Source organism: Hahella sp. HNIBRBA332 (genome assembly GCF_030719035.1).
Lineage (GTDB): Bacteria > Pseudomonadota > Gammaproteobacteria > Pseudomonadales > Oleiphilaceae > Hahella.
The window spans coordinates 2,889,049-2,910,012 of sequence record NZ_CP132203.1 but is presented as its reverse complement, the minus strand read 5'-3'; the positions used below and the strand labels follow the sequence as shown (position 1 = coordinate 2,910,012).

Annotated in this window: 19 protein-coding genes and 1 pseudogene; 14 read left to right on the top strand and 6 right to left on the bottom strand. The window is 46.6% G+C overall.

Annotated features, from left to right (window positions below; genetic code table 11):
* Window positions 1-42 precede the first annotated feature (42 nt).
* From O5O45_RS12915 to O5O45_RS12905, 3 genes are all read right to left on the bottom strand, one after another.
* The gene (locus O5O45_RS12915; RefSeq protein WP_305905630.1) at window positions 43-996 is read right to left on the bottom strand and encodes a hypothetical protein; all 954 of its coding nucleotides are present in this window, start codon (window positions 994-996) and stop codon (window positions 43-45) included.
* Entirely contained in the window at window positions 993-4,073 is a 3,081-nt protein-coding gene (locus O5O45_RS12910; RefSeq protein ID WP_305905629.1) for a metallophosphoesterase family protein, read from the bottom strand. Before O5O45_RS12910 ends, O5O45_RS12915 begins: the two co-directional genes overlap by 4 nt.
* A gap of 105 nt (window positions 4,074-4,178) precedes the next feature.
* Window positions 4,179-5,338 (bottom strand): IS3 family transposase gene (locus O5O45_RS12905; RefSeq protein ID WP_305905628.1). Its coding sequence is split into 2 segments (ribosomal slippage): window positions 4,179-5,074 and window positions 5,074-5,338, totalling 1,161 coding nucleotides; the frame shifts between segments, so codons are not numbered across the junction.
* A 95-nt stretch (window positions 5,339-5,433) separates the two neighbouring features.
* On the opposite strand from O5O45_RS12905, the gene O5O45_RS12900 reads away from it, so the two are divergent.
* The 7 genes and pseudogenes from O5O45_RS12900 (at window position 5,434) to O5O45_RS12875 (ending at window position 11,253) form a co-directional block, all read left to right on the top strand.
* The gene (locus tag O5O45_RS12900) at window positions 5,434-5,781 is read left to right on the top strand and encodes a helix-turn-helix transcriptional regulator (RefSeq protein ID WP_305905627.1); all 348 of its coding nucleotides are present in this window, start codon (window positions 5,434-5,436) and stop codon (window positions 5,779-5,781) included.
* Window positions 5,782-6,027: 246 nt separating this feature from the next.
* Complete coding sequence (locus O5O45_RS31980; protein ID WP_371747976.1) at window positions 6,028-6,327, top strand: transposase; 300 nt, start codon at window positions 6,028-6,030, stop codon at window positions 6,325-6,327.
* A gap of 11 nt (window positions 6,328-6,338) precedes the next feature.
* Window positions 6,339-6,800: an IS3 family transposase gene (locus tag O5O45_RS31975; RefSeq protein ID WP_371747977.1), complete on the top strand. Its 462-nt coding sequence runs from the start codon at window positions 6,339-6,341 to the stop codon at window positions 6,798-6,800.
* A gap of 443 nt (window positions 6,801-7,243) precedes the next feature.
* Window positions 7,244-8,500: a group II intron reverse transcriptase/maturase gene (ltrA, locus tag O5O45_RS12890; protein WP_305902285.1), complete on the top strand. Its 1,257-nt coding sequence runs from the start codon at window positions 7,244-7,246 to the stop codon at window positions 8,498-8,500.
* A gap of 65 nt (window positions 8,501-8,565) precedes the next feature.
* Window positions 8,566-9,021: pseudogene (locus tag O5O45_RS12885) on the top strand (IS3 family transposase); the annotation flags it as partial.
* Between the two features lie 1,108 nt (window positions 9,022-10,129).
* On the top strand, window positions 10,130-10,879 hold the full coding sequence (locus O5O45_RS12880) for an IS5 family transposase (protein ID WP_305902294.1): 750 nt from the start codon (window positions 10,130-10,132) through the stop codon (window positions 10,877-10,879).
* Window positions 10,864-11,253 carry a hypothetical protein gene (locus tag O5O45_RS12875; protein ID WP_305905626.1) on the top strand — a complete coding sequence of 130 codons (390 nt, stop codon included), beginning with the start codon at window positions 10,864-10,866 and terminating at the stop codon, window positions 11,251-11,253. The genes O5O45_RS12880 and O5O45_RS12875 overlap by 16 nt, the downstream gene beginning before the upstream one ends.
* 475 nt (window positions 11,254-11,728) lie before the next feature.
* Here O5O45_RS12875 and O5O45_RS12870 read toward each other — a convergent pair whose 3' ends face one another.
* Window positions 11,729-12,391 (bottom strand): tyrosine-type recombinase/integrase, encoded by a 663-nt coding sequence (locus tag O5O45_RS12870; protein ID WP_305905625.1) that lies wholly within the window; start codon window positions 12,389-12,391, stop codon window positions 11,729-11,731.
* Between the two features lie 547 nt (window positions 12,392-12,938).
* A complete protein-coding gene (locus O5O45_RS12865) occupies window positions 12,939-13,625 on the bottom strand; it encodes a hypothetical protein (RefSeq protein ID WP_305905624.1) in 687 nt (228 codons plus the stop codon).
* A gap of 629 nt (window positions 13,626-14,254) precedes the next feature.
* Between O5O45_RS12865 and O5O45_RS12860 the strand changes: the two genes are divergently transcribed.
* The gene (locus O5O45_RS12860) at window positions 14,255-14,557 is read left to right on the top strand and encodes a hypothetical protein (RefSeq protein ID WP_305905623.1); all 303 of its coding nucleotides are present in this window, start codon (window positions 14,255-14,257) and stop codon (window positions 14,555-14,557) included.
* 253 nt (window positions 14,558-14,810) lie between these two features.
* Here the strand turns inward: O5O45_RS12860 and O5O45_RS12855 are convergent, their stop codons facing one another.
* Window positions 14,811-15,089, bottom strand: coding sequence for a helix-turn-helix domain-containing protein (locus tag O5O45_RS12855; protein ID WP_305905622.1), 279 nt, complete (start codon window positions 15,087-15,089; stop codon window positions 14,811-14,813).
* 97 nt (window positions 15,090-15,186) lie between these two features.
* Between O5O45_RS12855 and O5O45_RS12850 the strand changes: the two genes are divergently transcribed.
* From O5O45_RS12850 to O5O45_RS12825, 6 genes are all read left to right on the top strand, one after another.
* Window positions 15,187-15,741: a hypothetical protein gene (locus tag O5O45_RS12850; protein ID WP_305905621.1), complete on the top strand. Its 555-nt coding sequence runs from the start codon at window positions 15,187-15,189 to the stop codon at window positions 15,739-15,741.
* A 16-nt stretch (window positions 15,742-15,757) separates the two neighbouring features.
* Complete coding sequence (locus O5O45_RS12845; protein ID WP_305905620.1) at window positions 15,758-17,158, top strand: DEAD/DEAH box helicase; 1,401 nt, start codon at window positions 15,758-15,760, stop codon at window positions 17,156-17,158.
* Window positions 17,159-17,293: 135 nt separating this feature from the next.
* On the top strand, window positions 17,294-18,070 hold the full coding sequence (locus O5O45_RS12840) for a radical SAM protein (protein WP_305905619.1): 777 nt from the start codon (window positions 17,294-17,296) through the stop codon (window positions 18,068-18,070).
* Window positions 18,071-18,118: 48 nt separating this feature from the next.
* Window positions 18,119-18,691 (top strand): DUF1285 domain-containing protein, encoded by a 573-nt coding sequence (locus O5O45_RS12835; RefSeq protein WP_305905618.1) that lies wholly within the window; start codon window positions 18,119-18,121, stop codon window positions 18,689-18,691.
* Window positions 18,692-18,883: 192 nt separating this feature from the next.
* Window positions 18,884-19,759 (top strand): rhodanese-like domain-containing protein, encoded by an 876-nt coding sequence (locus O5O45_RS12830; protein WP_305905617.1) that lies wholly within the window; start codon window positions 18,884-18,886, stop codon window positions 19,757-19,759.
* 21 nt (window positions 19,760-19,780) lie between these two features.
* Window positions 19,781-20,689, top strand: a complete 909-nt coding sequence (locus O5O45_RS12825; RefSeq protein ID WP_305905616.1) for a transglutaminase-like domain-containing protein — start codon at window positions 19,781-19,783, stop codon at window positions 20,687-20,689.
* Window positions 20,690-20,964: the final 275 nt, after the last annotated feature.

Genomic DNA, 20,964 nt, shown 5'->3' with positions numbered 1-20,964 from the left:
AAATCAGCACCAAGTGGCTCGTGACGAATGCAAATTCTTCGATTAATGCGGTATCAGCTCATTTTTAAGTAAGAATGCTATACCATGCCGAAGACCATAGCCAGTTGTTAAGAACGTTTCGCCGGCATGAACTGTGGTCACTAGTCCCCAGATATAGGGGCCGCCGGATAAAGTCCGTAGTGCCTCTTTCTCGGTATTACGTCTGGGATCTATGGTTTTCTGTACTGCTAGTGGACTGAGTTTGTAATCCCGACTTGTTTTCGCAAACCAGTCTGTTAAATCATCTAGCTTGACTATAACACCATTTACCGCTTCTGGCCTGTACAGGTCAGTATCATTCTCTCGAACCATTTGCCAAGCTATCTTCGTCACAACACCGCCAGCTACATAGACAACACCATCATTGCTCTTCTCTATGCCCTTCTGTCGAAGATTTTTTGCCACCGAGGATAATATGTCTTGTAGGAATTTCGTATATTTTTTCTCGTTTTTGCTGTAGATATCAACGAGCCAAGAGCTGCCTACAGGAAAACTAACTGTTTTTAAGTCTACAATTCCAGAACCATCCCAAGCTCCCCGCACTATTTCGGTACTACCGTTACCGAGATCTATAACAGAAATCGGTTGACGATTACTTTCTTCGTTCTGACATAGAAATCCTGTAATCCACGCCGCTTTCCCTTCTTCTTCTGTTGAAAGAACATGGATTTTTTCTGACAGTCGTCCCGGAAACTCTTTTTCAATTAACCGACATAATGCAGTTCCATACACACAAGTCATATCGCATGAGTGCGTTAGTAAGTCTGTGGAAAGTCGCTCTATAACTGCGTTTAATTTATCGATATCACGCACTTCCACTTGACGAGGATCCACTCCATGTTCTGCATTTGCATTTTTAACAAGTATAAAGTCCTGAAGGCGCTCTGGAACATCAATTACAAGGTAACGGACTGAGCGGCTACCAACCTCAATAACCCCGATACGTGTAGTGTTCATGATGTGAGCCTTTCGAATAATTTCGTACCTAGTAACTCGTCAAGGCCGGGGTTTTTATCAATTAACCGAGTCACGGCTTTAGCAATTTTCTCTTCCCATGTTCCTTGAGTTATTGGGTGTTTTCTTGTGCACTCCTTGGCTAGAATAAAACATTTCGCTTTTTCCTTCGGGGGTATCACATACTCCGATTTCTTGAGCCAATTTGCGGCATCGATTTCACAAGCATTCTGTTTAAAAACGTTCTCTACTTTTGAAAAGAAGAGTTTCATTGACTTGTAGTAACTATAATTCTTTTTCCCTTGGGCGGCGTCCTCAAATTGGAAACGGGCGTGAACAAGCTCGTTTGCACGGTATGCTCTTTCCGCAGCGCCACTTGACAAAATATTATTCACGATGCTGCAGAGATCTTCAGTAGTACAGGAGTATTGCAAGCCCTTGGTCACCCTCTGAACACTCTGTAAATCTTCCTCACTAGCCCACATTAACATTCTGCGATTCGCCCTATATAGGCTTAGTAAAATTCTAGGAACGGATGCATCGTTAAGGTCTGACAATGGGACTCTTGCGCTTTCGCAGAGAGCTAAAATGAACGTGTATGTTTCCGTCAAGCAAAGGTCAGAACTCCTTATCATTGCTGGTGTCTGCGTTAAAACGGCTGATAAAGTACCAGCCCACTTTGCTTTCTCAAACATTTCCCATCCTTCGGAAGATAAACGCAATTTGGTAAGATGCTCTTCCAAAAGTTCTCTAGACAAGCGGGATTTTTCTTCGAACTGGTAGAACTCATTTTTACTGAGACGCTGAAAAATGTGTCGAGCGAATTCCAATGAGTAAGCCTTGGTATTCTTATCAGCATTATCTAGTGCAGTACCGATTAATTCAGAGTAGGTAGCTCGCATATAATCAAAAGAAAACTTACTTAATCTCTCTAGTATACTGCGCGCTCGTCGCGCACAAGATAATCCTATGCCACTCCATTCTCCCGGGACTAGGGTCAACCCTCGAACCCGACGAGCAAGCTGCTCAGCATTATCTAGCTCCGCTGGAAAATACGAGGAAAATAATTTCTTAACAACCGATTCTTCTATGCTCAATCCGATCAACTGAGAAGTTGCAATTTTAGCGAGTATATTCTTGTCATTTTCAGAGAGATCATCAATCCGAGCAAGCCAGTGATTTGCTGCTACGACCTTTGGGCGGCCATGCTCAAGAAGAAAATCTATGAAAGCCTGAGCATCATCACGGAACCCCTTGCTTTCCGGGTGCAGTTTCAGTATCTCAGCGACTCCGCCAGGTAACCCTTCAATCATTTGGGGGGCGTGTAATGCCATTTTTTCATAGCACCGATTCCGATCCACCTCAGTAAGCTTTAGATCAAAAGTACCATCTTCGCTAAGGGTGGGAATATCTCCAAACGAACCGAACACGAATGTTACACTAGGACAAGAAGACTCGCTTACCAAATCCTTCAAATGATCCCTAAATATCAGGAGATTATGGGCTAGTGCAGGCTCTACCTCCGATACGTCATCAATCACAAATACAATATTTTGTATATGCTGAAATCGACTTGAAACATATGAATAGTACATTTCCGCTGTTTCTTCCGAGAGCTTATCAAGCAATTCACTGGTTTTAGGGAGATCATCAATAGTCCAAAAAACTTTGATATGTTCTTCCTGGTACAGATCCCGCACAACTTGTGCGAGGGCAATTGATAATCCGGCACCATGGGGAGACCGGATCGAATAACTTCTTACCGAAGCACTAAAGTCTCTGATCTCTTCACAAACAGTATCAACCAATTGGCGATCAAAAGAGTGCTTAGCAATAGTCGATTTAATAGCAGTGAATCGTAATGAATTTTCCTTGGATCGTCCTCCAAATAACGTAGCCTTCTCTAAAGCCTCAGCTTCGGATCGACCAACTGTTGGGAGTTTACCGTTAAAAACACGGTACTCATGATTGAGCGGATAGCACCCAGCTGGTGAAATTGCAGGGCTGGGTCCTTTATCAGAAGATTCAGTTGATCCGCTTCTTGGAAACTTATACTCGAACCAATCTTTTTGGCATTCAAGGAGTTGGGAATAACGCTCGAAACTCAAGGCTCCGCTTTTATCTTCCAATATTCTTGGATATACCCTGACGGCGCTTTCTTTGTCATTGTACTCAAAGACGATCAGAGCATAGCCGTGAGTGCGGTTTACACAACTTCGGCCTTGGTCCTTATAAGTCTTTATTCCGCACAAGGATGCACATTGGTAACGATGCCTTGGAGGTAGCCCACCAGTCTGCTCCGATTTACCAATATGCTCGTGCATGTGACCGTGGAGATGAATATTGATTCCCTCTAAAACCTCTACATTAAACTTATTACCTCGATCAGAATATAACCATGAAACTGGATGATGTGTCAGAACAATACTCATGTGTTGTCGTTGTACCCATTCAGGGCCGTTTGATTGACAAGGCTGATGAAATTGTTGTAAACCAAAATCCAGCTTACCTTCAAAGTCGCCTCCTGTGAGCTGAAGAAAAGCTGTGTTTAATCCCAAAAAACCGAAATTGATCCCATCTTTCTTTACTGTGGCTGCGAAGTCGCCAATCAAAATACCATCTTCTACCTCCGCTCGCTGAGGACAGTTTTTCCACCAGTCACGGTAGTTGGAAAAACGGTTTTCTACATATGTTCGGCGAGGATCATTTTGGTTCTCCCAAAAGTGCTCTTTAATAAATTCCCAGCTTCGTTTTAGTGCTAACTCATCGCTGTCTTTGTGGCCTTGAGGATTTCGTTCTAGATCATGATTACCTGGAATGGCTAATAACTTGGCATCTCTAAGATCCAATTGTCTCCAAAGATCATCAATGCACCCCTGAAATCCTTCGAAATGTTCCCTTGTCCCATGATTCGTTAGATCGCCCGTGAATAACACAATATCAATATTTGATAGACTGTATTTTTTTAAAAGTAAGGGAAGATCCTTTATTAATTTTTCCCGTACTTTTGGCCAATTATATGTAAATTGGCTGTGCCCCCAATGCAAGTCGGATAAGTGCAAGCATACTAATTTAGTCACGCAGCCTCCTTGATAAATAATTATGGGCAAAGGTAGAAAAAAAAGAGTAGTCACAACTTCCCTACATATCAAGGCTCGAAACCAGCGACTGAAACTGTGTTCTGGTCAAACCTCACCGGACACTTTCCTGAGAGAGTTTTCATAATTAACCGGCGACATATCATTGTTCGCCGTATGCAGTCTTTCGAGGTTGTAATATCTCATGTAGGCTGCCACATCCTGCTTCATGTGCTCCCGGGTAGGCTGAGGGATTTTTAATATCCAGTCATGCTTAAGGCTGCCAAAAAAGCGCTCAACCACCGCATTGTCCCAACAGGCTCCCACATCACCCATACTCGCCCTGATTTCATACTTTTCCAGCAGCTTTCGATAATGTCCGCTGGTGTACTGAGAGCCCCTGTCGCTATGGAATACCACGCCCTTGGGCGGCTTCCGCAAATTGTAAGCCTTGATCAGCGCTTGGCTGACCAGGCTTGTTGTCATGCGCTTGTCGATGCGCCACCCGACGATCCTTCGAGAATATAAATCCATGACAATGGCCAGATACATCCAGCCTTCCCCTGTTTTTAGATAGGTCACATCGCCAGCCCAAACCTGATTGGGCGCTGTAGGATTAAAATTCTGATTCAACAAGTTATCCGCAACCGCATGATGATGCTTGCGCCTTGTCGTGGCCTTGTAAGCAACGCGTTGAGTGACCTGAAGACCCAACCTCTTCATGAGCTTGCGAACCCGATAACGCCCTATCTGAAAGCCTTCTTCGCGTAGCTTCTTCATCATCTCTCGACTGCCCAGACTGCTTCGAGAAGCGTTAAACAGTCGCTTCATTCGCCGATGCAGATGAAGTTCATCAAACCGGATCACCGGCGCGCAGCGCCGACGCCAGGCATAGTAGGCTGATCGACTTGCACGCAGAGCCCGGCAAAGCACTTTCACTGGGAAGCGACTCGACTCTGCTTGAATGAAGGCGAACTTTATTTCATTTCTTTCGCGAAGAAGGCCGAAGCCTTTTTTAGAATTTCCTTTTCCATGCGCAGCTCTTTGTTTTCTTTGCGAAGCCGTTTTAACTCGGCGCGCTCGTCTTCAGCCAGAACCTGGTTTTCAAGCTGAGCTTCAATTTTTTCCTTCCACTTGTAGAGCATATTGGCGCTAATGCCGAGGGATTTAGCCGCTTCTGGAACGGAATAACCTTGGTCGCGCACCAAGGAAACGGCCTCTTCTTTAAACTCTTTTGGATACTGCTTATACGACCTTTTCTGACTCATGCTGACACCTTAATCGTTGACAGGTATTGTCTCTTATTAATGTGTCCGGGACTATTAGACCACTACACTCAAATGCAACATATAAGTTTACAAAGATGAGCTCATTACTCAAACAGTTAAAAAAGCGGCGACTGACGCTCGGTCTAAAGCAGAGCGATATGATGTTCCGCGTAGGCGTCTCCCGCCAGCAATATCAGCGCTTAGAGTCCAGAGGAAACCCCAGACTGGATACCCTGGAACTCATTGCGAAAGGGCTTAATAGCGAACTTATGCTGATCCCTCAAGAAAAACTCCAAACTGTTTTGGCTGTGCTTGAGAGAGAGCCATCTGCTGTTAACGAAGAGCTTTCAAAACCGCGAAGCCCTATAGACGATAATGATGGCGCAGACCTGTCTGCTGACCCTGGAAAAACTTATTGGGGGAGGACTAGAGGCTGTTATTAACCCACTTAATTCATAGACACCCCTGATGCTGCTAATGCCTTCATCTCCGTCGGCAGCATCAGGCACACAAATGCAATGAAGTGAAAGCGGCCGACAGACGCTCATAATCTCGGCTCAACCGCCGAAAGCACGCTTTTCAGCCAAAGCTGCGTTCCACTATCCAACGCCGCTGCAGCTAAATAATGATCCTACCCACCAATGATAGACACCCTGTTAAGCGAGTACACTAAGCTACAGAGGTGAACTATGACCAAACAGAAAACATCAAACTCCAAATCTCGCCAACGTTATTCCGACGAGTACAAGGCGGAAGCCCTGGCGCTAGCTCAACGTATCGGCGTGAGCGCCGCCGCAAGGCAATTGGGTCTGCACGAGTCACAACTTTACAATTGGCGCAGTAAAGCGCGGCTGGCGCAGGATCGTGGCGAAACGGAACAGCAACTGGCCCAGGAAAACGCCCGCCTGAAGCGTCAGTTGGCTGAACAGGCGGAAGAGCTTGCCGTGTTAAAAAAAGCGGCGGCGTACTTCGCCAAAAGCGTGAAGTGAGGTACGCCTTTATGCACTCTCACACGAGCCTTTTCCGCGTCACTTGCATGGCGAGAGCGCTTCAGGTCTCAAGAAGCGGCTACTATGTTTGGCTCCATCGACAGAAAGCCCCTTCTCTGCGACGACAGCGTCAGCAATCCCTGGACATCCAGGTTGGGGCCGCTTTTGATAAAGCTAAAAAGCGTAATGGGGCGCCTCGGCTGACCAAAGACTTGGCGCAACAGGGAGTCCATGCTAACCGTAAAACGGTGGCCAGAAGCATGCAACGCTTGGGCTTGAGAGCGAAAGCCGCCAGAAAGTTTAAGGCCACCACTCACTCCAGGCATAGCCTGCCTGTGGCGGAAAACCTTCTTCAGCAGGACTTTAATGCAACGGAGATAAATCAAAAATGGGCGGGTGACATCAGTGTGCCGCAGCAAGCTGCGGGAGAGATGAGGGATTGTGACCCCTCGTCATCGGCATACAGGTGCTGATGACAAACCACCTTATGCGGCGATGGCCAAAAGCCGTGGTCGTGAGCGATAAGGAAAAGGCGCCAATAAGGCGTCAGGTGTGAAACAGGAAGACGAACAACCGTGAACCGCCGTTCAATTGTCGAAACCACTCAGATGATACCAAAACCGGGGAGTGATGTTGCTCCGGGATCAGTGCGGACAGTGCCTGTTGATGGGCCGCATGGTATCCGGCAGAGAGGCGGCGTGATCCTGTTTTGGGCTCTCTCATGGAACTGCGGGAACCTTCGATGGCAATGCCAAGGGAAAAGCACAAGCTCACAAGGCGAGGCCGATAGTACCGATGTGTCATCAAGGGGCGGAGCCGCTCGTAGTAGCATTGAAGGGGCTGTAATGGCCGTGGAGCGAAGGGGCGGCGTCATTCAGCCGAGCTTGTTGGTCAACTGCGCGAGCAGGATGAACTGATGAGTAAGGCAAAGCCATTTGTGATTGAGAAGTCTCTAGTTTGGGAGGCGTTCAAAGATGTTAGAGCGAACCGAGGAGTAGCGGGAGTCGATGGACAGTCGCTGCAGCAGTTTGAGCAGCGTTTGGGGCCGAACCTTTATCGGATCTGGAATCGCCTGTCGTCGGGGAGCTATTTTCCTCCGGCGGTCAGGGGTGTCGCGATCCCAAAGAAGAGCGGCGGCGAGCGTGTTCTGGGTATCCCGACGGTATCGGATCGTATCGCGCAGACAGTGGCGAAGAAGATTTTTGAACCCCTGGTAGAGCCGATCTTCCATGAAAACTCCTACGGCTATAGGCCCAATCGTTCAGCGCATGATGCGCTGACGACGGTGCGGCGGCGATGCTGGGAGTATGATTGGGTGATTGAGTTTGATATCAAAGGGTTGTTCGATAATATCGACCATGACCTGCTGATGCGTGCGGTGAGACGCCACTGTCAGATACCTTGGGTGGCGCTCTACATTGAGCGCTGGTTAAAAGCGCCGATGGTAGGTCCAGATGGGCAAGAACAGCAACGCGATCGGGGTACCCCTCAAGGGGGTGTGATCAGTCCGGTGCTAGCCAACCTGTTTCTGCACTACGCACTGGATCGTTGGATCAAAGAGCGCTGTCGAAGCGTGCGATTGTGTCGCTATGCGGATGATGGTGTGATCCACTGCAAAAGCCAGCGTCAAGCTGAATGGGTGCTTGCCCAAGTCAGTCGGCGATTGGTTGACTGTGGCTTGCAGATCCATCCGGGGAAAACGCGCATTGTGTATTGTAAGGATGTCAATCGTACGACCAATCACGAGAGCATTGAGTTCAGCTTTCTGGGTTACAGTTTTCGTCCTCGAAAAGCAGTGGACAAATACGGGCGCGTTTACGTCAACTTCTTACCGGCAGTCAGTCCAGCAGCCTTGAAAGACATGCGGCGGAAAATCCGTAGTTGGCGCTTGCAGTTAAAGAACGACAAGTCGCTGATGGATTTATCACGTATGTTTAACCCTGTACTGAGAGGGTGGTGGCAATACTATGGACGGTTCTATCGTTCAAAGCTGGAGGCTGTTGGTAAGGGCTTCGATGGATATCTGGTTCGGTGGCTAATGCGCAAGTTCAAATCCTTCGCAAGGCGCAAAACCAGAGCATGGCGATACCTTGATACACTGAAACAACGTTACCCGCATGCCTTCGTGCACTGGAGTAACCAAGCAAAAGGCCGAATGATGGGAGCCGTATGACGCGAGAGTGTCATGTACGGTTCTGCGAGGGGCTGGCGGTGAGAGTCCGCCGGCCTACTCACCCCTATTTGTGGACGGAAGAAGGTTGGCTGTATCTAGCCGTCGTGCTGGACCTGTTCAGCCGTAAAGTCATAGGCTGGGCGATGAGCGAGCGAATGAAATCGGAGTTGGTCTGTGACGCCTTGCGCATGGCGTTGTGGCGTCGACGTCAGCCCAAAGGGGTGATCGTCCATTCAGATCGAGGTTCCCAATATTGCTCAGAAGCCTATCAGACGTTGATTCAGGCGCATGGGCTTCGTTGCAGCATGAGCGGCAAAGGCAATTGCTATGACAATGCCTGTGTGGAAAGCTTCTTTCACTCCCTGAAAGTGGAAGCGATTCACGGAGAGCGGTACGCAACCCGACAAGAAATGCGTGAAGCCGTGTTTGAGTATATCGAAGTGGATTACAATCGGACCCGCCTTCATAGCGCAAATGGGTATCTCAGCCCAGAGAGTTATGATGCATCGAAAGTCGCTTAATGACGTGTCTAATCTTTGTGGGTAGGATCAGTTAGCTGAAATCTATAATTGGTCTGGTTCACTAATCGGAAAGGGGATTGTAGTGGCATGCAAGAAGAGTTGATTCACAGTCTTATTCCTTCCGACATTGAGCTTACCTGGGGTTATCCGCGGGTTTTCGTATACGACGAGAGGTACATCTCAAATCGGCTGTAACAATCGATGATTGTGGAACCGCTTCACTCAAGTGAGGGTAGCCTGTTCGATTTCATCCAGCCCTTTCGAGGGCCTGCTATTGTGGATAACCCGTGCCTTGCGAAAGCGGTTGATAATTGTCGGCAGAGCGTTGTCGTAGGAGTTTCCTACATTACCGCCAGAGGACTTAAGCCCAGTCACTCACAGAAAACTTTATCACCCGATATTTGTTGTGATCGGTAATTTGAATGGTATGAATAGTAATCCTATATGGTTTCTAACAGGAGCATTAACGGATTATTTTTGTATGAGGCGTTACATAGGATGAATCTATTTTTCAGCTCGTCATCAAGTTCTACAGAATCAATAATGAGGCATCTTGGCTCTAAATTAGCCGCTGTCCAAAGGGTGGAGGGTATGTTTGCTGCACTCGCTGACCGAGCGCTTACCAATGACGGCCTTTTCGCAATAAGAGGTCACTCCTCCAATAGCCTCCCTAGGTTTCAGACCGTTGCGCAAACACTCAGGGAATTCTGCGAATTCGCATCACGTCTATCAATCTATGAAGTCGGTGTGAACATAACCAGATCGCTAAGACTGGAAGACAGTTGGGATGATGACCCCATAGCAAGTGGTGGATTGGGGATATTCGCCCCTAGTGATATAACGGCTGAACAACGAAAGCTGCTGGCTGAGCTTTTTTCCCCCCTTTACCGGAATTATCTATCCTGTTCAGATCGCTAGTCTTATGAAGGAGCCAGAAATTGATTACATCTTTAAAAAGCAAAAAGACAATCAAGTTTTCAAACATGAATTTTCTAAGCGAAGGCAAAGGCTTAAAGCCCTAGGGCGTGTTGACGTTTCGTCATAGGTGATAGATAGGCGCAAACTCGTCATATTGCGGTTCCCACACCAACAACAAGACGAGTTTGCGATGCCCCGATTGATGCTCAGTGACGAGCTTTGGTCGAAGCTGAAAGAGATCATGCTGCAAGAGCGAATCTATAACAAGCCCACACTACGAATGATGGTGGAAGGCATGTTGTACCGAATGCGGACGGGGTGTCCCTGGCGAGACTTGCCAGGGCAGTTTGGCGACTGGAATTCGGTGTTCAAAAAATTCAATTCCTGGTCTGCCCAAGGCAAGTGGTTGAGGATCTTCCGGGGCTTGATCCGCGAGCCGGATTTGGAATGGGAGTTTATTGATGGCAGCTATGTGAAGGCCCATCAGCACAGCGCAGGAGCCTGCACGGAAGAGTCTCAGGCGATTGGTAAGAGTCGGGCGGGCAATACCACGAAAGTGCATCTGGCCGTGGATGCCTATGGTCTTCCTGTGGAATTTGAGATCACAGGAGGCGAAGTCAATGACTGTACGGCAGCGGCGGAGTTGATTGAAAAGCTTCCCTTGTCAGAAGCGGTTGTCGGAGACAAAGGCTACGACAGTGAACGAGTGCGGGCACAGATCGAAAGGAAGGGAGCCAGGGCCGTGATACCGAGAAAGCGAAACTCTGTCAAAGGCAATGACGATATGGATTGGGGTTTATACAAGTGTCGCCATTTGGTGGAGAACGCCTTCGCCCGACTCAAGCAGTACCGGGCCATCGCGACGAGGTATGACAAGTTGAAGAGGAACTATGAAAGTATGGTAGCCATGGCTTGTGGGTATTTATGGCTGCCGATGTGAAACGTCAACAGACCCTAGGGATTGATACGAAGGATCAGAGATACTATGAAATCGTCTGGGTCAATTTGTCCGTTAAACTGCGTCAGTGGGCACTTGAGAACGATTACGACTCATTCGTATATGAAAACAAAAAAGAGGGGACTGGTGAAGACAGCTATGTGACATTGCAGTTTCGACAGATTTCTAAACCTATACGAACCTATAGCTTCAATAGTAGTAAGTACATGGAGTTAGTGGAGCCCATATTCAAAAAGTATGCTGGAGCCATGGCTAAACATGCCTCTATTAATAATAAGGGAGCTGACATTCCGAAACTCCCTCATATGTTTTGGGCTGGCTTGGACCCTTTACTGTTCTGGGAAGAGAAGTCGTAGTGAGTTTGTAGCTGAGCAGCATCCCGCAAGACTCAAATAAAACTGCCTCCGACAAAACCGGAGCGATTCACTGCTTAGATACCCGAAAAGCGGAGCGTATAGGGCAAAATTCATTTTGTTCTGTACGCTTTGCCAGCAAGCGAAGCGCGGTAGCTCAGGGGGGCTCTTTGCCGCCCCCCCCCGAACCCCTGGCAGGCCACACTTCCAGATTGAACAAATGTTCAACCCGGAAGTTCGGCTCCTTTAAGGGAACAGCAGATAGCCATGCTTGCGCCGTACCCTGAAAATAAGGCGTAACTCACTCCTCGCATCAGATATAGTAGGGCAGGGTACTCTCATCGAATTTCCACGTTTACTATCCAAACTTCCTCATGCAAGCTGTATATAGAGGCCACCAAAAAGGTCTACTTGTAAGGAAGCTCGATAAAAACGCCTTTTCACCGGATGAACCCAACGAATCAAAGTATGAGCCTCCTTATAAATGGAATCTCACGTCTTTCATCTGGCTATGTAAATCACCAGACAACACCTTCGCATAGACAACAGTGTTCTTTATATGTGCGATTCCTAGTAACTTTTGTACTCTCTGGATATCCAAACCATGCAGCACCAAGTTAACCGCAAACGAGTGACGGAAGGTTTGTAGGGTAACGGGGACGGCAATCGCTGTGCCCAGGCCAAGAATTAGCTGATCGAGTAGTTTGCGGTAGTACCGAACAGAATATCTGAACAACGGCTCCTGCGGCCTCACCTTGTTAGTAACGATATATCGCCTAACTTTCTGCAGATAATCTGCATCAGTCAATGGAACAAAGCGCTCTACACTTACATTATCACTCTTCCCAAGTTTTCCCGCCGACCGTAGTAATACATCAGAATCACCACTGAGGTGAAACGAGCTAGGCGTCAAAGCTAACGCTTCACCAACCTTCGCCCCTGTATGCCACAGAGTATCCAGAAATAGGTTTAAGTGATCGTTAAGGGCCTCGGCTAGCACTCGCTGAACTTCTGGCAGTAGTAAATACTTTGGCAGATCCTCTTCTTCATCCAGAAGTTTAGGACGTCTAGAGATAGCCTGTTCCCAGTTAATGTCCCTTAAATAGGTAGACGAGCAACCAGCAACGGAAATAGTTTTCATCTAGCGTATTCCAACCCCTGTCAACTACGCATTTTGCGTTTTCGTTATGTCTCATTGCACCTTGTTTATCACTATTTTACCTATTTAGGAACACATACAAATCAAATTTCCTCATTTTAGACGAGCCAGGATTTCAATACCTTGTCATCCTGCTTGTGTAAAATGGATTTCATATTTTATGAAATAATTTATGTTATTGTTTTTATTAGTATTTTAAATCGTTCATTTTGTATGAAAGTAGTACATACTACCCAGCTAGTAACGAAAACTTGACGCCTCTCTTTCTATCTTTTTGCGGCACTAAATTGTCAAAAATTCAGACCTGGGGAGAGGGCCGCCGGGGTAGTTTTGTAGTGCCCCAATTACGCGAAATCAGTAAAGCTAACTTTACTACTCAACTTCAAGAAAGATAGGCTCCTCAGTGCAAGACACGTTCTGAAGTATTTGCCGATCTGACATGGCCAAATCACAGAATCAAAAAAGGGCTCCCCTGGTGGAGAGCCCTTTCCTAAGTTTAATGTAGGATATACTACCTGTATATTGATTCTCATTCTCGTTTAAATTGCCGAGTTAAAGGGATGTCTATGTCCGCAGGTGGCGTGGTTAGGATGGATCTCCCCCAATCATCCAACTCAAAATACTTAGTTCGATTATCGACCCCTGTACTTTCTTTTATCAAACCTTCTGATAGGGCAAATACCAACCAATGATATGTCTTGGATTGTGAATAGCCCGTCATCTCCGCTAATTGTGTTTTGTTCGCGGAATTTAAATAGGCCACAGCTAACACCACAGCTAAAAGTGGCTCTGTGTTTGCGTATTGCGACAGCCAGGATTTTGTCTGTATTTCATCAAGATTCTGAGCTACTTCAGCCAAGGCAATTAGCAAGCCTTTCCGTGCTCCTGGATACTGAAGGCGGGCCACAGGAGCAGTAGCTTTCTCTGCTACCACAGCAGCCATCTTCTTCCGAAACTTCTCATCTGCATCGCTCCAGTCTATATCCATCTTTTTGAGCCTTGCTTCTGAAAAGCCGTATATCGCCTTACATTTTCGCCGTAACTGACTAACAAGCTTTTCTCGATCACGGGATCGGATGATATCGGTACTAGGGACGTATCCCAAATGAATCTGCTTCGGGCTGTTCTTTCCTGGGACTCTCTGAACCGTGAATACTTTCCATGTACCAGTATCGCTTTTAAGGCGGAAGTTAATCTTCACCCTCATTGATTTCATAACACCTCCCAGACACGCAAATAACGCCGGCGCGAACGCCGGCGCGTGTTGTCACGTGCCTACTTTTCTCACCACCGCCACCATTGCTTTTGTCGCCGCTGCAGCAGGTATTAGCCCAAGGAAGGCAACCCGAAGGTCTCCCGAAAGCCAATAGATGAACGACGCCGAGCATAGCAGGGCAATAGTCATAGTGAGCACCACAACAGCCAGGGGAATGAGATTAGATCTCATATAACCTCCAGTGTAAGTGGATTGTCACTGGTACGACGGGGAAAGAAGAGGAAGGACATCAGGGCGAGTTGCAAGACACGTTCTGAAGTATCGGCCCCTCTGACACCACCGATAACAGCTTATGAAAGATACTATTGTTTTGCGGGGTAAAAGCCAAGTTGGAATACACAAAAGACCTTCCGTGCAGATATTTCCTTTTTATTCATAATGTTATAACACTGATATCGGAAATTTCGTCCTCATTTTTAACCTAATAGGTTACTGAACGGCATCTTTAAGGCGTATTTGTAGTGCCCCTAATTACCAAAGCCCGATTATTCACACCATCAGTCCCTATATAACGATTCAACTATAATCTCTAAACAGCAGGCTCCTCTTGGTAAATAAGGGACTCCACAATGAACTCTGGCAAACAGCAGGAACTAAGCAATGTCACAGTCGTCCCCACCTTGTGGGAAAAGAGTAAGCAGCGCGCGTTAAACCATCCCATAATTGTATTAGTTCTGGCGATAGGGATTGCCATAACGTTCGTCGAGGGTCAATGGAAAACTTTTACTAGCCTATGCCAAAAAGGAGCTGCGCAGGGTTTGTGGAATATCTGTTCGTCAACCACTGCGCGCACCTTCGAACTTGATGTAGCTTACCAATTGGGTATGAACGCCCTTTCTACTGATCATATTGAGGAGGCAAGAAGCTTCTGATCCTGTCCACAAAGATTAGACACGTCACTAAGCGACTTTCGATGCCTCATAACTCTCTGGGCTAAGTCCCCACTAGGCAATTATAACGGGGTTGAAATCTTCAATTGTGCGTCCCCCTTGGTAAGAGTAGGTTTATGTTTGGTTAGTTGTTCTTTCCAGAGGTTTGCCCGACAGTTGTAGGAAGCTAATCTGTAACAGTTGTATAATTGCATTAGTCGGCTGGCATTTTGAGCAGAATGCTCAGAGAATAAAATTAGATCTTATGTTGAAGTTTTAGTCTTTGAGAAGATGCTTTTAAGGCATTAACTATTATGCCCATCTCTTGTTGAGGATCTAAGCCTAAAGCCTGGCAGATTTCAACAAACTCAAAGATGTCTAGTTTTCGGCTTCCATCTTCGATTTTTCCCACAATACTATGCGATACACCAAGCTTTTCAGCTAGCGTGCGGATATTCATCCCAGAGTCTTTGCGTCTGCTTTTTAACCAGTCTCGCAGGGTCTCATAGGCAATTGAGTTTCTAGATTGGCGCATTGTCTCATTATTAGAGACATAGTAGACTGTCTCGAAATTCGAGACATGTGGATGGCTCTTGTTTTAAGAGTCATGAGAAAGCTTATTTAAGGTGGTTATGAATCAGTCCCAAATAAAGATCGACGTCGATATCGCTGATGTCTTGTGTAATCCTGGTTTTGATAGCTTTACAGTCACGGAGTTACGTGACGCATATTTGGAAAAGTCGAGAGCCTTAAACTTATCAATAATAGAAGCTCGGCGTACCGTGTATCGTCAGATACTGCGTCTTTTGAAGCATGGGCTGTTAGAAAAGATTTCTTCTTCTGAAAACTGTCGTGAGCATCGTTATCAGAAAACGGAGCATTTTCGCGAACTCGCAATTGAGAAAAAAGTTCCGCTTTCTGTCAACGTTACTGAAAGTCAGGACAGTAAAGAATCAGCTTCCTCTTCTGTCAGTGATAGTTTGAAGCATCAGCTTATCGACAGATTACAAGGCTATCGCTTGGACTTATTAACGAGCCTAGGGGAGTCGGAAGAGTATGAAGCTCTATATGAGGCTTTTCCTGAGTTAAAGTCCGAGTTACAAAGCCGGTACGATAGCGTACGTGATCAGAGTTCAAAGATTTTAGGAAAGGTAAAAGCGCTTGAGGCGCTTATTGCCGTCTCCTGACAAGTTACTATCATCCATGAATCTACGTCAGTGGCAGCGTGACTGTCTTGAGCATGCGATTGAGCACTATCGAACTCGCCGGCACTATCTGTGTCTCGCTACACCTGGGGCGGGTAAAACGGTACTAGCAACTGAAGTCGCAAACCATATGGTTAAGGCAGGTATGGTTGACTATGTCCTTTGCTTTTCTCCATCTGTTGTGGTCGCCCTTGATTTTCGAGATGCTTTGGAGTGTCGCTTAAACGCTAGGTTTGATGGCCAAATAGGGGCTCGTGGCTGGTCAATGACTTATCAAGCCATGCTAACTATTAGTCCCCAACTATGGAAGATCATTGAAGAATATCGTGTACTTGTGATCTTCGACGAAATTCATCACTGCGCTGGGAGTGAAATGAGTAATGCCAATGCTTGGGGGGCGACCATATTGCAGCGTATCAGGTGCCAAGCTTCTTATACGTTATCATTGACAGGAACTCCTTGGCGCTCTGACCAGCTCCCAATTGTGCTGTCGCAGTACTCAAATGAAGACCTTCAAATTCGGTGCGATTACACCTATGGGATGCTATCAGCAATTGACGATGGGGTTTGTCGCTTGCCTCAAATTACTGTGGTAGATAATGACTGTATCAAATGGATCTCGGACCAGGGCTCTTCTAAAGTTTTTACCAGTATAGAGCAACTTCTTTCACATTCTAGCTATTCATATCATCAATTAATTGAGCATCCTTCCATTGTGGAGGGCTTGCTTGAGCTAGCTCAACAGAAACTGTTTCAACTTCGTAAAGTTAACCCCCGTGCAGGAGGCCTCATTGTAGCTTCTTCTGTATCACACGCGGAGTATATTCGGGACTATCTTCAGTCGAAAACTGAACAGCCAGTGGTTCTAGTAACCTATCAAGAATCTGAGTCCGCTTCACTTATCACTCAGTTTAAGAACAATGATACCCCCTGGATTGTGTCTGTTGGAATGATCAGCGAGGGGACTAATATTCCAAGGTTGCAAGTATGTTGTCACTTAACTCGCATAAAAACGGAGTTGCATTACCGACAAATTTTAGGGCGAGTCTTGCGTAGGGAAAGTTCGCAGGACTTGAAAGGATATTTATTCACACTGGCCGAACCAACACTAATCGCCTACGCAAAACGAATAGCAGAGGATCTGCCTGAGGCAAGAGTGGTTCACAAGCAAAAGCAATTAATAGAGCCAGTTCTGTTGGACGAAAGCCCACAGGGGCAAGGGTTTGGTGAATCAATTGATAGCTATAATCCTGACTCTACGCCGTTAGGAGATCTGATGGTTAATAGTCTGACTTCTACAAGACAAACAAGTCTTCAGAGCGGCTACTATCAGAATCTGCGATTGTATGGACGGTATCGGAGTGAAGTTATAAGCCTTAGGCAAAGCTATTTGAACTGAGTGACTTAAGTCGAAAAAAGTTATCGGTTTGAATTTCTTTTAGTACTTTTTTATTGGTATGGGTACCAAATGCAAGCGCATGAAGTGGATAGTAAAAGTCGGGTTTGGTACCTTTTTTCTTGTACTATCCTGTAAATGTACACTTCCTCACAGAAGAAATTCAAAGCAAAACCGGAAGACGATGTGCTGCAAGACATCATAAAAGTGGCCCACACTGCGTCCCACGTGCGCAGGGTTTTTCTTGCGGACGGTGATGCGATGGTGCTTTCGACCCGTCGTCTGAAGCAGATATTGCAGTGGCTGAATCAATATTTTCCTGATTTGCAGCGAGTATCCTCATACTGCCTGCCAAGGAATATCAAGAAGAAGAGCACTGAAGAACTGGCTGAACTGAAAGCGCTTGGCCTGGATTTGCTATACGTAGGTGCGGAATCCGGCGATGATTTGGTCTTGGCCAAAGTTATGAAAGGCGAAACCCGGGAAAGCACTGTCGATGCCTTGCTGAAAATAAAACAGGCGGGGTTGCGTAGCTCGGTAATGATATTAAATGGCTTGGGCGGGCGTCGATACGCGGAGCAACATGCGCTCAACAGCGCCAGGTTGGTGAATGAAGCGCAGCCCGATTACCTTTCCATGTTAGTTGTTTCTTTTCCGCTGGGGGAAGAGCGGCTGCGCGCGAGTTTTGATGACTTTGATATGCCGACTCAACAAGAGCTGTTCAGGGAAGTCAGGACTTTTCTCGCCGCTACCGAACTTAACAAGACCATCTTTCGTAGCGATCATGCCTCCAATTATCTAGTGCTTAAAGGCGTACTCGGAAAAGATAAAGAGAAATTGCTGCAGCAGGTGGATATGACCATCAGTCATCCGGAACAGATACGCTTGCGTCAGGAATGGCAGCGTGGTCTGTAGTATTCCGGTCTTATCTGGCGTTATTTGGGCGCTAACAGGAGTTCAATTTTGAGTGATCAACATTCCCCGATACGTTCCGCCGCGGAACTGTCAGAGCAATTGGCGGCCATTTCCAGCGCCAAGCGACCTCCAATCGAGTCCTGGAATCCGACAGTAGAGGTCAGCGTTGATATCAAAATTCAACGTGACGGCAAGTGGTTCTACCAAGGTAACCCTATTGAGCGCACGGCCTTGGTCAAGCTATTCGCCAGTGTCCTCAGGAAAGAGGGAAATGAATATTTTCTGGTCACGCCAGTCGAAAAAGCCAGAATAGAAGTGGAAGACGCCCCTTTTGTGATCACTGCAATGGAGCGTTATAAAAACGACGCAGACCAGCCGTGCATCATGCTCACAACCAATCTGGACGAAAGCGTTCTGGTCTCCGAGGAACACCCGGTCAGAGTGCATATAGATTCCATCACCGAAGAGCCGTCCCCCTATGTTTTAGTGCGCTCAGGGATGGAGGCGTTGATTGGACGTAACGTGTTTTATCAACTGGCTGAGCTGGCCGAAGAGTGCGTTATTGAAGGGACGGCGGCGTACGGGGTGGAGAGTGCTGGAGTATTTTTTAGGCTTGGTTAGGGTAAGGTAATGTGTAGAAATGTAAAATTTTGATAAATTAAACATTACGGAAACCTTAACGAATTTTAATTGCTGTTAGCTTTTGATATATTGCGCGCCGGTTAGGTGTCTGGGGTAAATTCCGCTAAAGGGAGTTAGCCATCAAGACTGCATAGTGTTATTGCTGTCAGCGGTGTCTTTACAGGGGACGTAATGTCTAAATTTTACATACATCTTTCGGCGACGCTTTTCGTTCGCGTGATCCTTGCCTCCATATTCCCGCTGACTCTTGTTCTGTCCACAGCCGCTCATTCAGAAGAACGTTCTGGTGCATGTCGCCTGGAGCAAGAATATATAGATAACGCGACGTCATACGAAGTTTCAGCGTTACCTGAAGATTACTCATGCTTTGATGATATTGATGCGGTAGATCTGGGTAGAGTTACCGTTGTAGATACTCGCAGCCCCAATGATTTCGAGAAAGCTTTCGTACCCGGCTCCATTAACCTTCCGGGTAACTTCCTTTTTCATCAACGTACTCTGAAAAACAGATCTTTATTGCTTGTTAATAAGGGCGTATTGACTCGTCAAAATGCGCAGCTCTGCGCCCGTCTTAAAGAAGCCGGATTTATTGATGTCAAAATCGTGCGTGGAGGCCTGCATGCTTGGCGGCTATCAGGGAATAAACTTGCCGGACTGCCTGAAGATATTGCTGCGCTGTCCAAACTAACAGAAATTGAGTTCGTCGTGGCGCTAACAGGCGGCGACGCTAAGTTAATAGCGGGGCAGTCATGGTACGACCGTGTTCGTCGCTATGTGCCTGACAATATTCCTGTGTTGCCTATTGTCGGAGAGAAGAGTTTCGCTATGGCTTTGGCCAAAGCGCTTGGAGGCGATGAAGTATCGCGCAATCTGCCTGTAATCATGCTCGAAGGGACATTGGAAGAATACACAGAAAGCCAATATCGCAATCTGTACACATATGACGCCAGTCCAGAAACCATTGAGCAGCACTTTGAAAGCCTGGCGAAAGTTCAGGAAAAAAGGCGCTCAATCCCTGACCGATACCGTTGTCGAGGCGGAGAGTAGGCCAAAGGAAGCACTAATTATATGACGCCAATACGATTTATAGCGGTCGTAATATTTCCTGTCGCGTTGACCCTGTGCTTAGGCTTGGGCGCCTGGAATGGAGTGAATCTATACAGGCAAGTAACCGCGCACATGGGTAGTCTTTCTTCGCCTACTAAAAAGTTGATTCGATATCAGTTTACGGTCAAGAACAAAAGGCGAGCATTCGCAAGAGACATATCTATCAACTTATTTGCGCCAATTATTGATTATCCAATGCAACGTCTGGCCACATTGAACGGACCCCAAGGATATGAAAAGACCACTGATGCAATTTCGAATCAAACGCTCATTTATAAAATGGATCAACTGGCCTCATATGAAGCCAGAAATATCACTATTAACGCAGAGCTAACTATGCTGCCCTTAGCGTCTATCACAATAGATCCTAAGTTATGGCTAAAGAATGAAAAATATATAGAGGTCGATAGTCCCGAAGTTCGTGAGGTCGCGAAACTCTTTGAAAATATCCCTTTTGAACGTCAACCCAAAGCGGTTTTTGACTGGTTAACACAGCATCTGCAACCATCTGATTACATAAAAGAAGAAAAAGGAGCGGTGTGGGCGCTCGGCAATAAAACCGGGGATTGTACTGAATACACATACGCCTATGTCGCCATTCTACGCAAGCTAGGCATCTCGGCCATTCCATTAGGCGGATTTGTCGCCTCCCGACCAGCTACAGTGATTTCCGGCGTTGACTATCACAATTGGGCTTTATTCCATGATGGTCGCCACTGGCGTCTTGCTGATCCTCTTAATGGCGTTTTTGACCAACAGGAAGAAGAGTATGTCGCTTTCAGGATTTTAAGTGAAAGCGAAAATGCTGAGCTATTAGGACGAAGTCGCTTTTCAGTGGATAACGAGAATGTCGTTATTGAAATGCAATGAGTAGCCCTCGAACAGAATTTATACGCAATTAACAAATAGCTGTTTTCAAGCCGAACTATGCCAAACGTTGAATTATTAAGTTGTAAAGGAAGTAACAAATTGGGCGGAATAAAGAAGAAGCTCATATTGAGCCTATTGACGTTAGCCAGCCTTCTAGCGGCTCAGCTTCACGCGGAAGTATATATAAAATCAGCGACCACTATAGGCCCGGATAATACTACATACGACAATCAGGACGTGGTCATTGATGGAGCCGCCGTCGTGATAAATGGTGC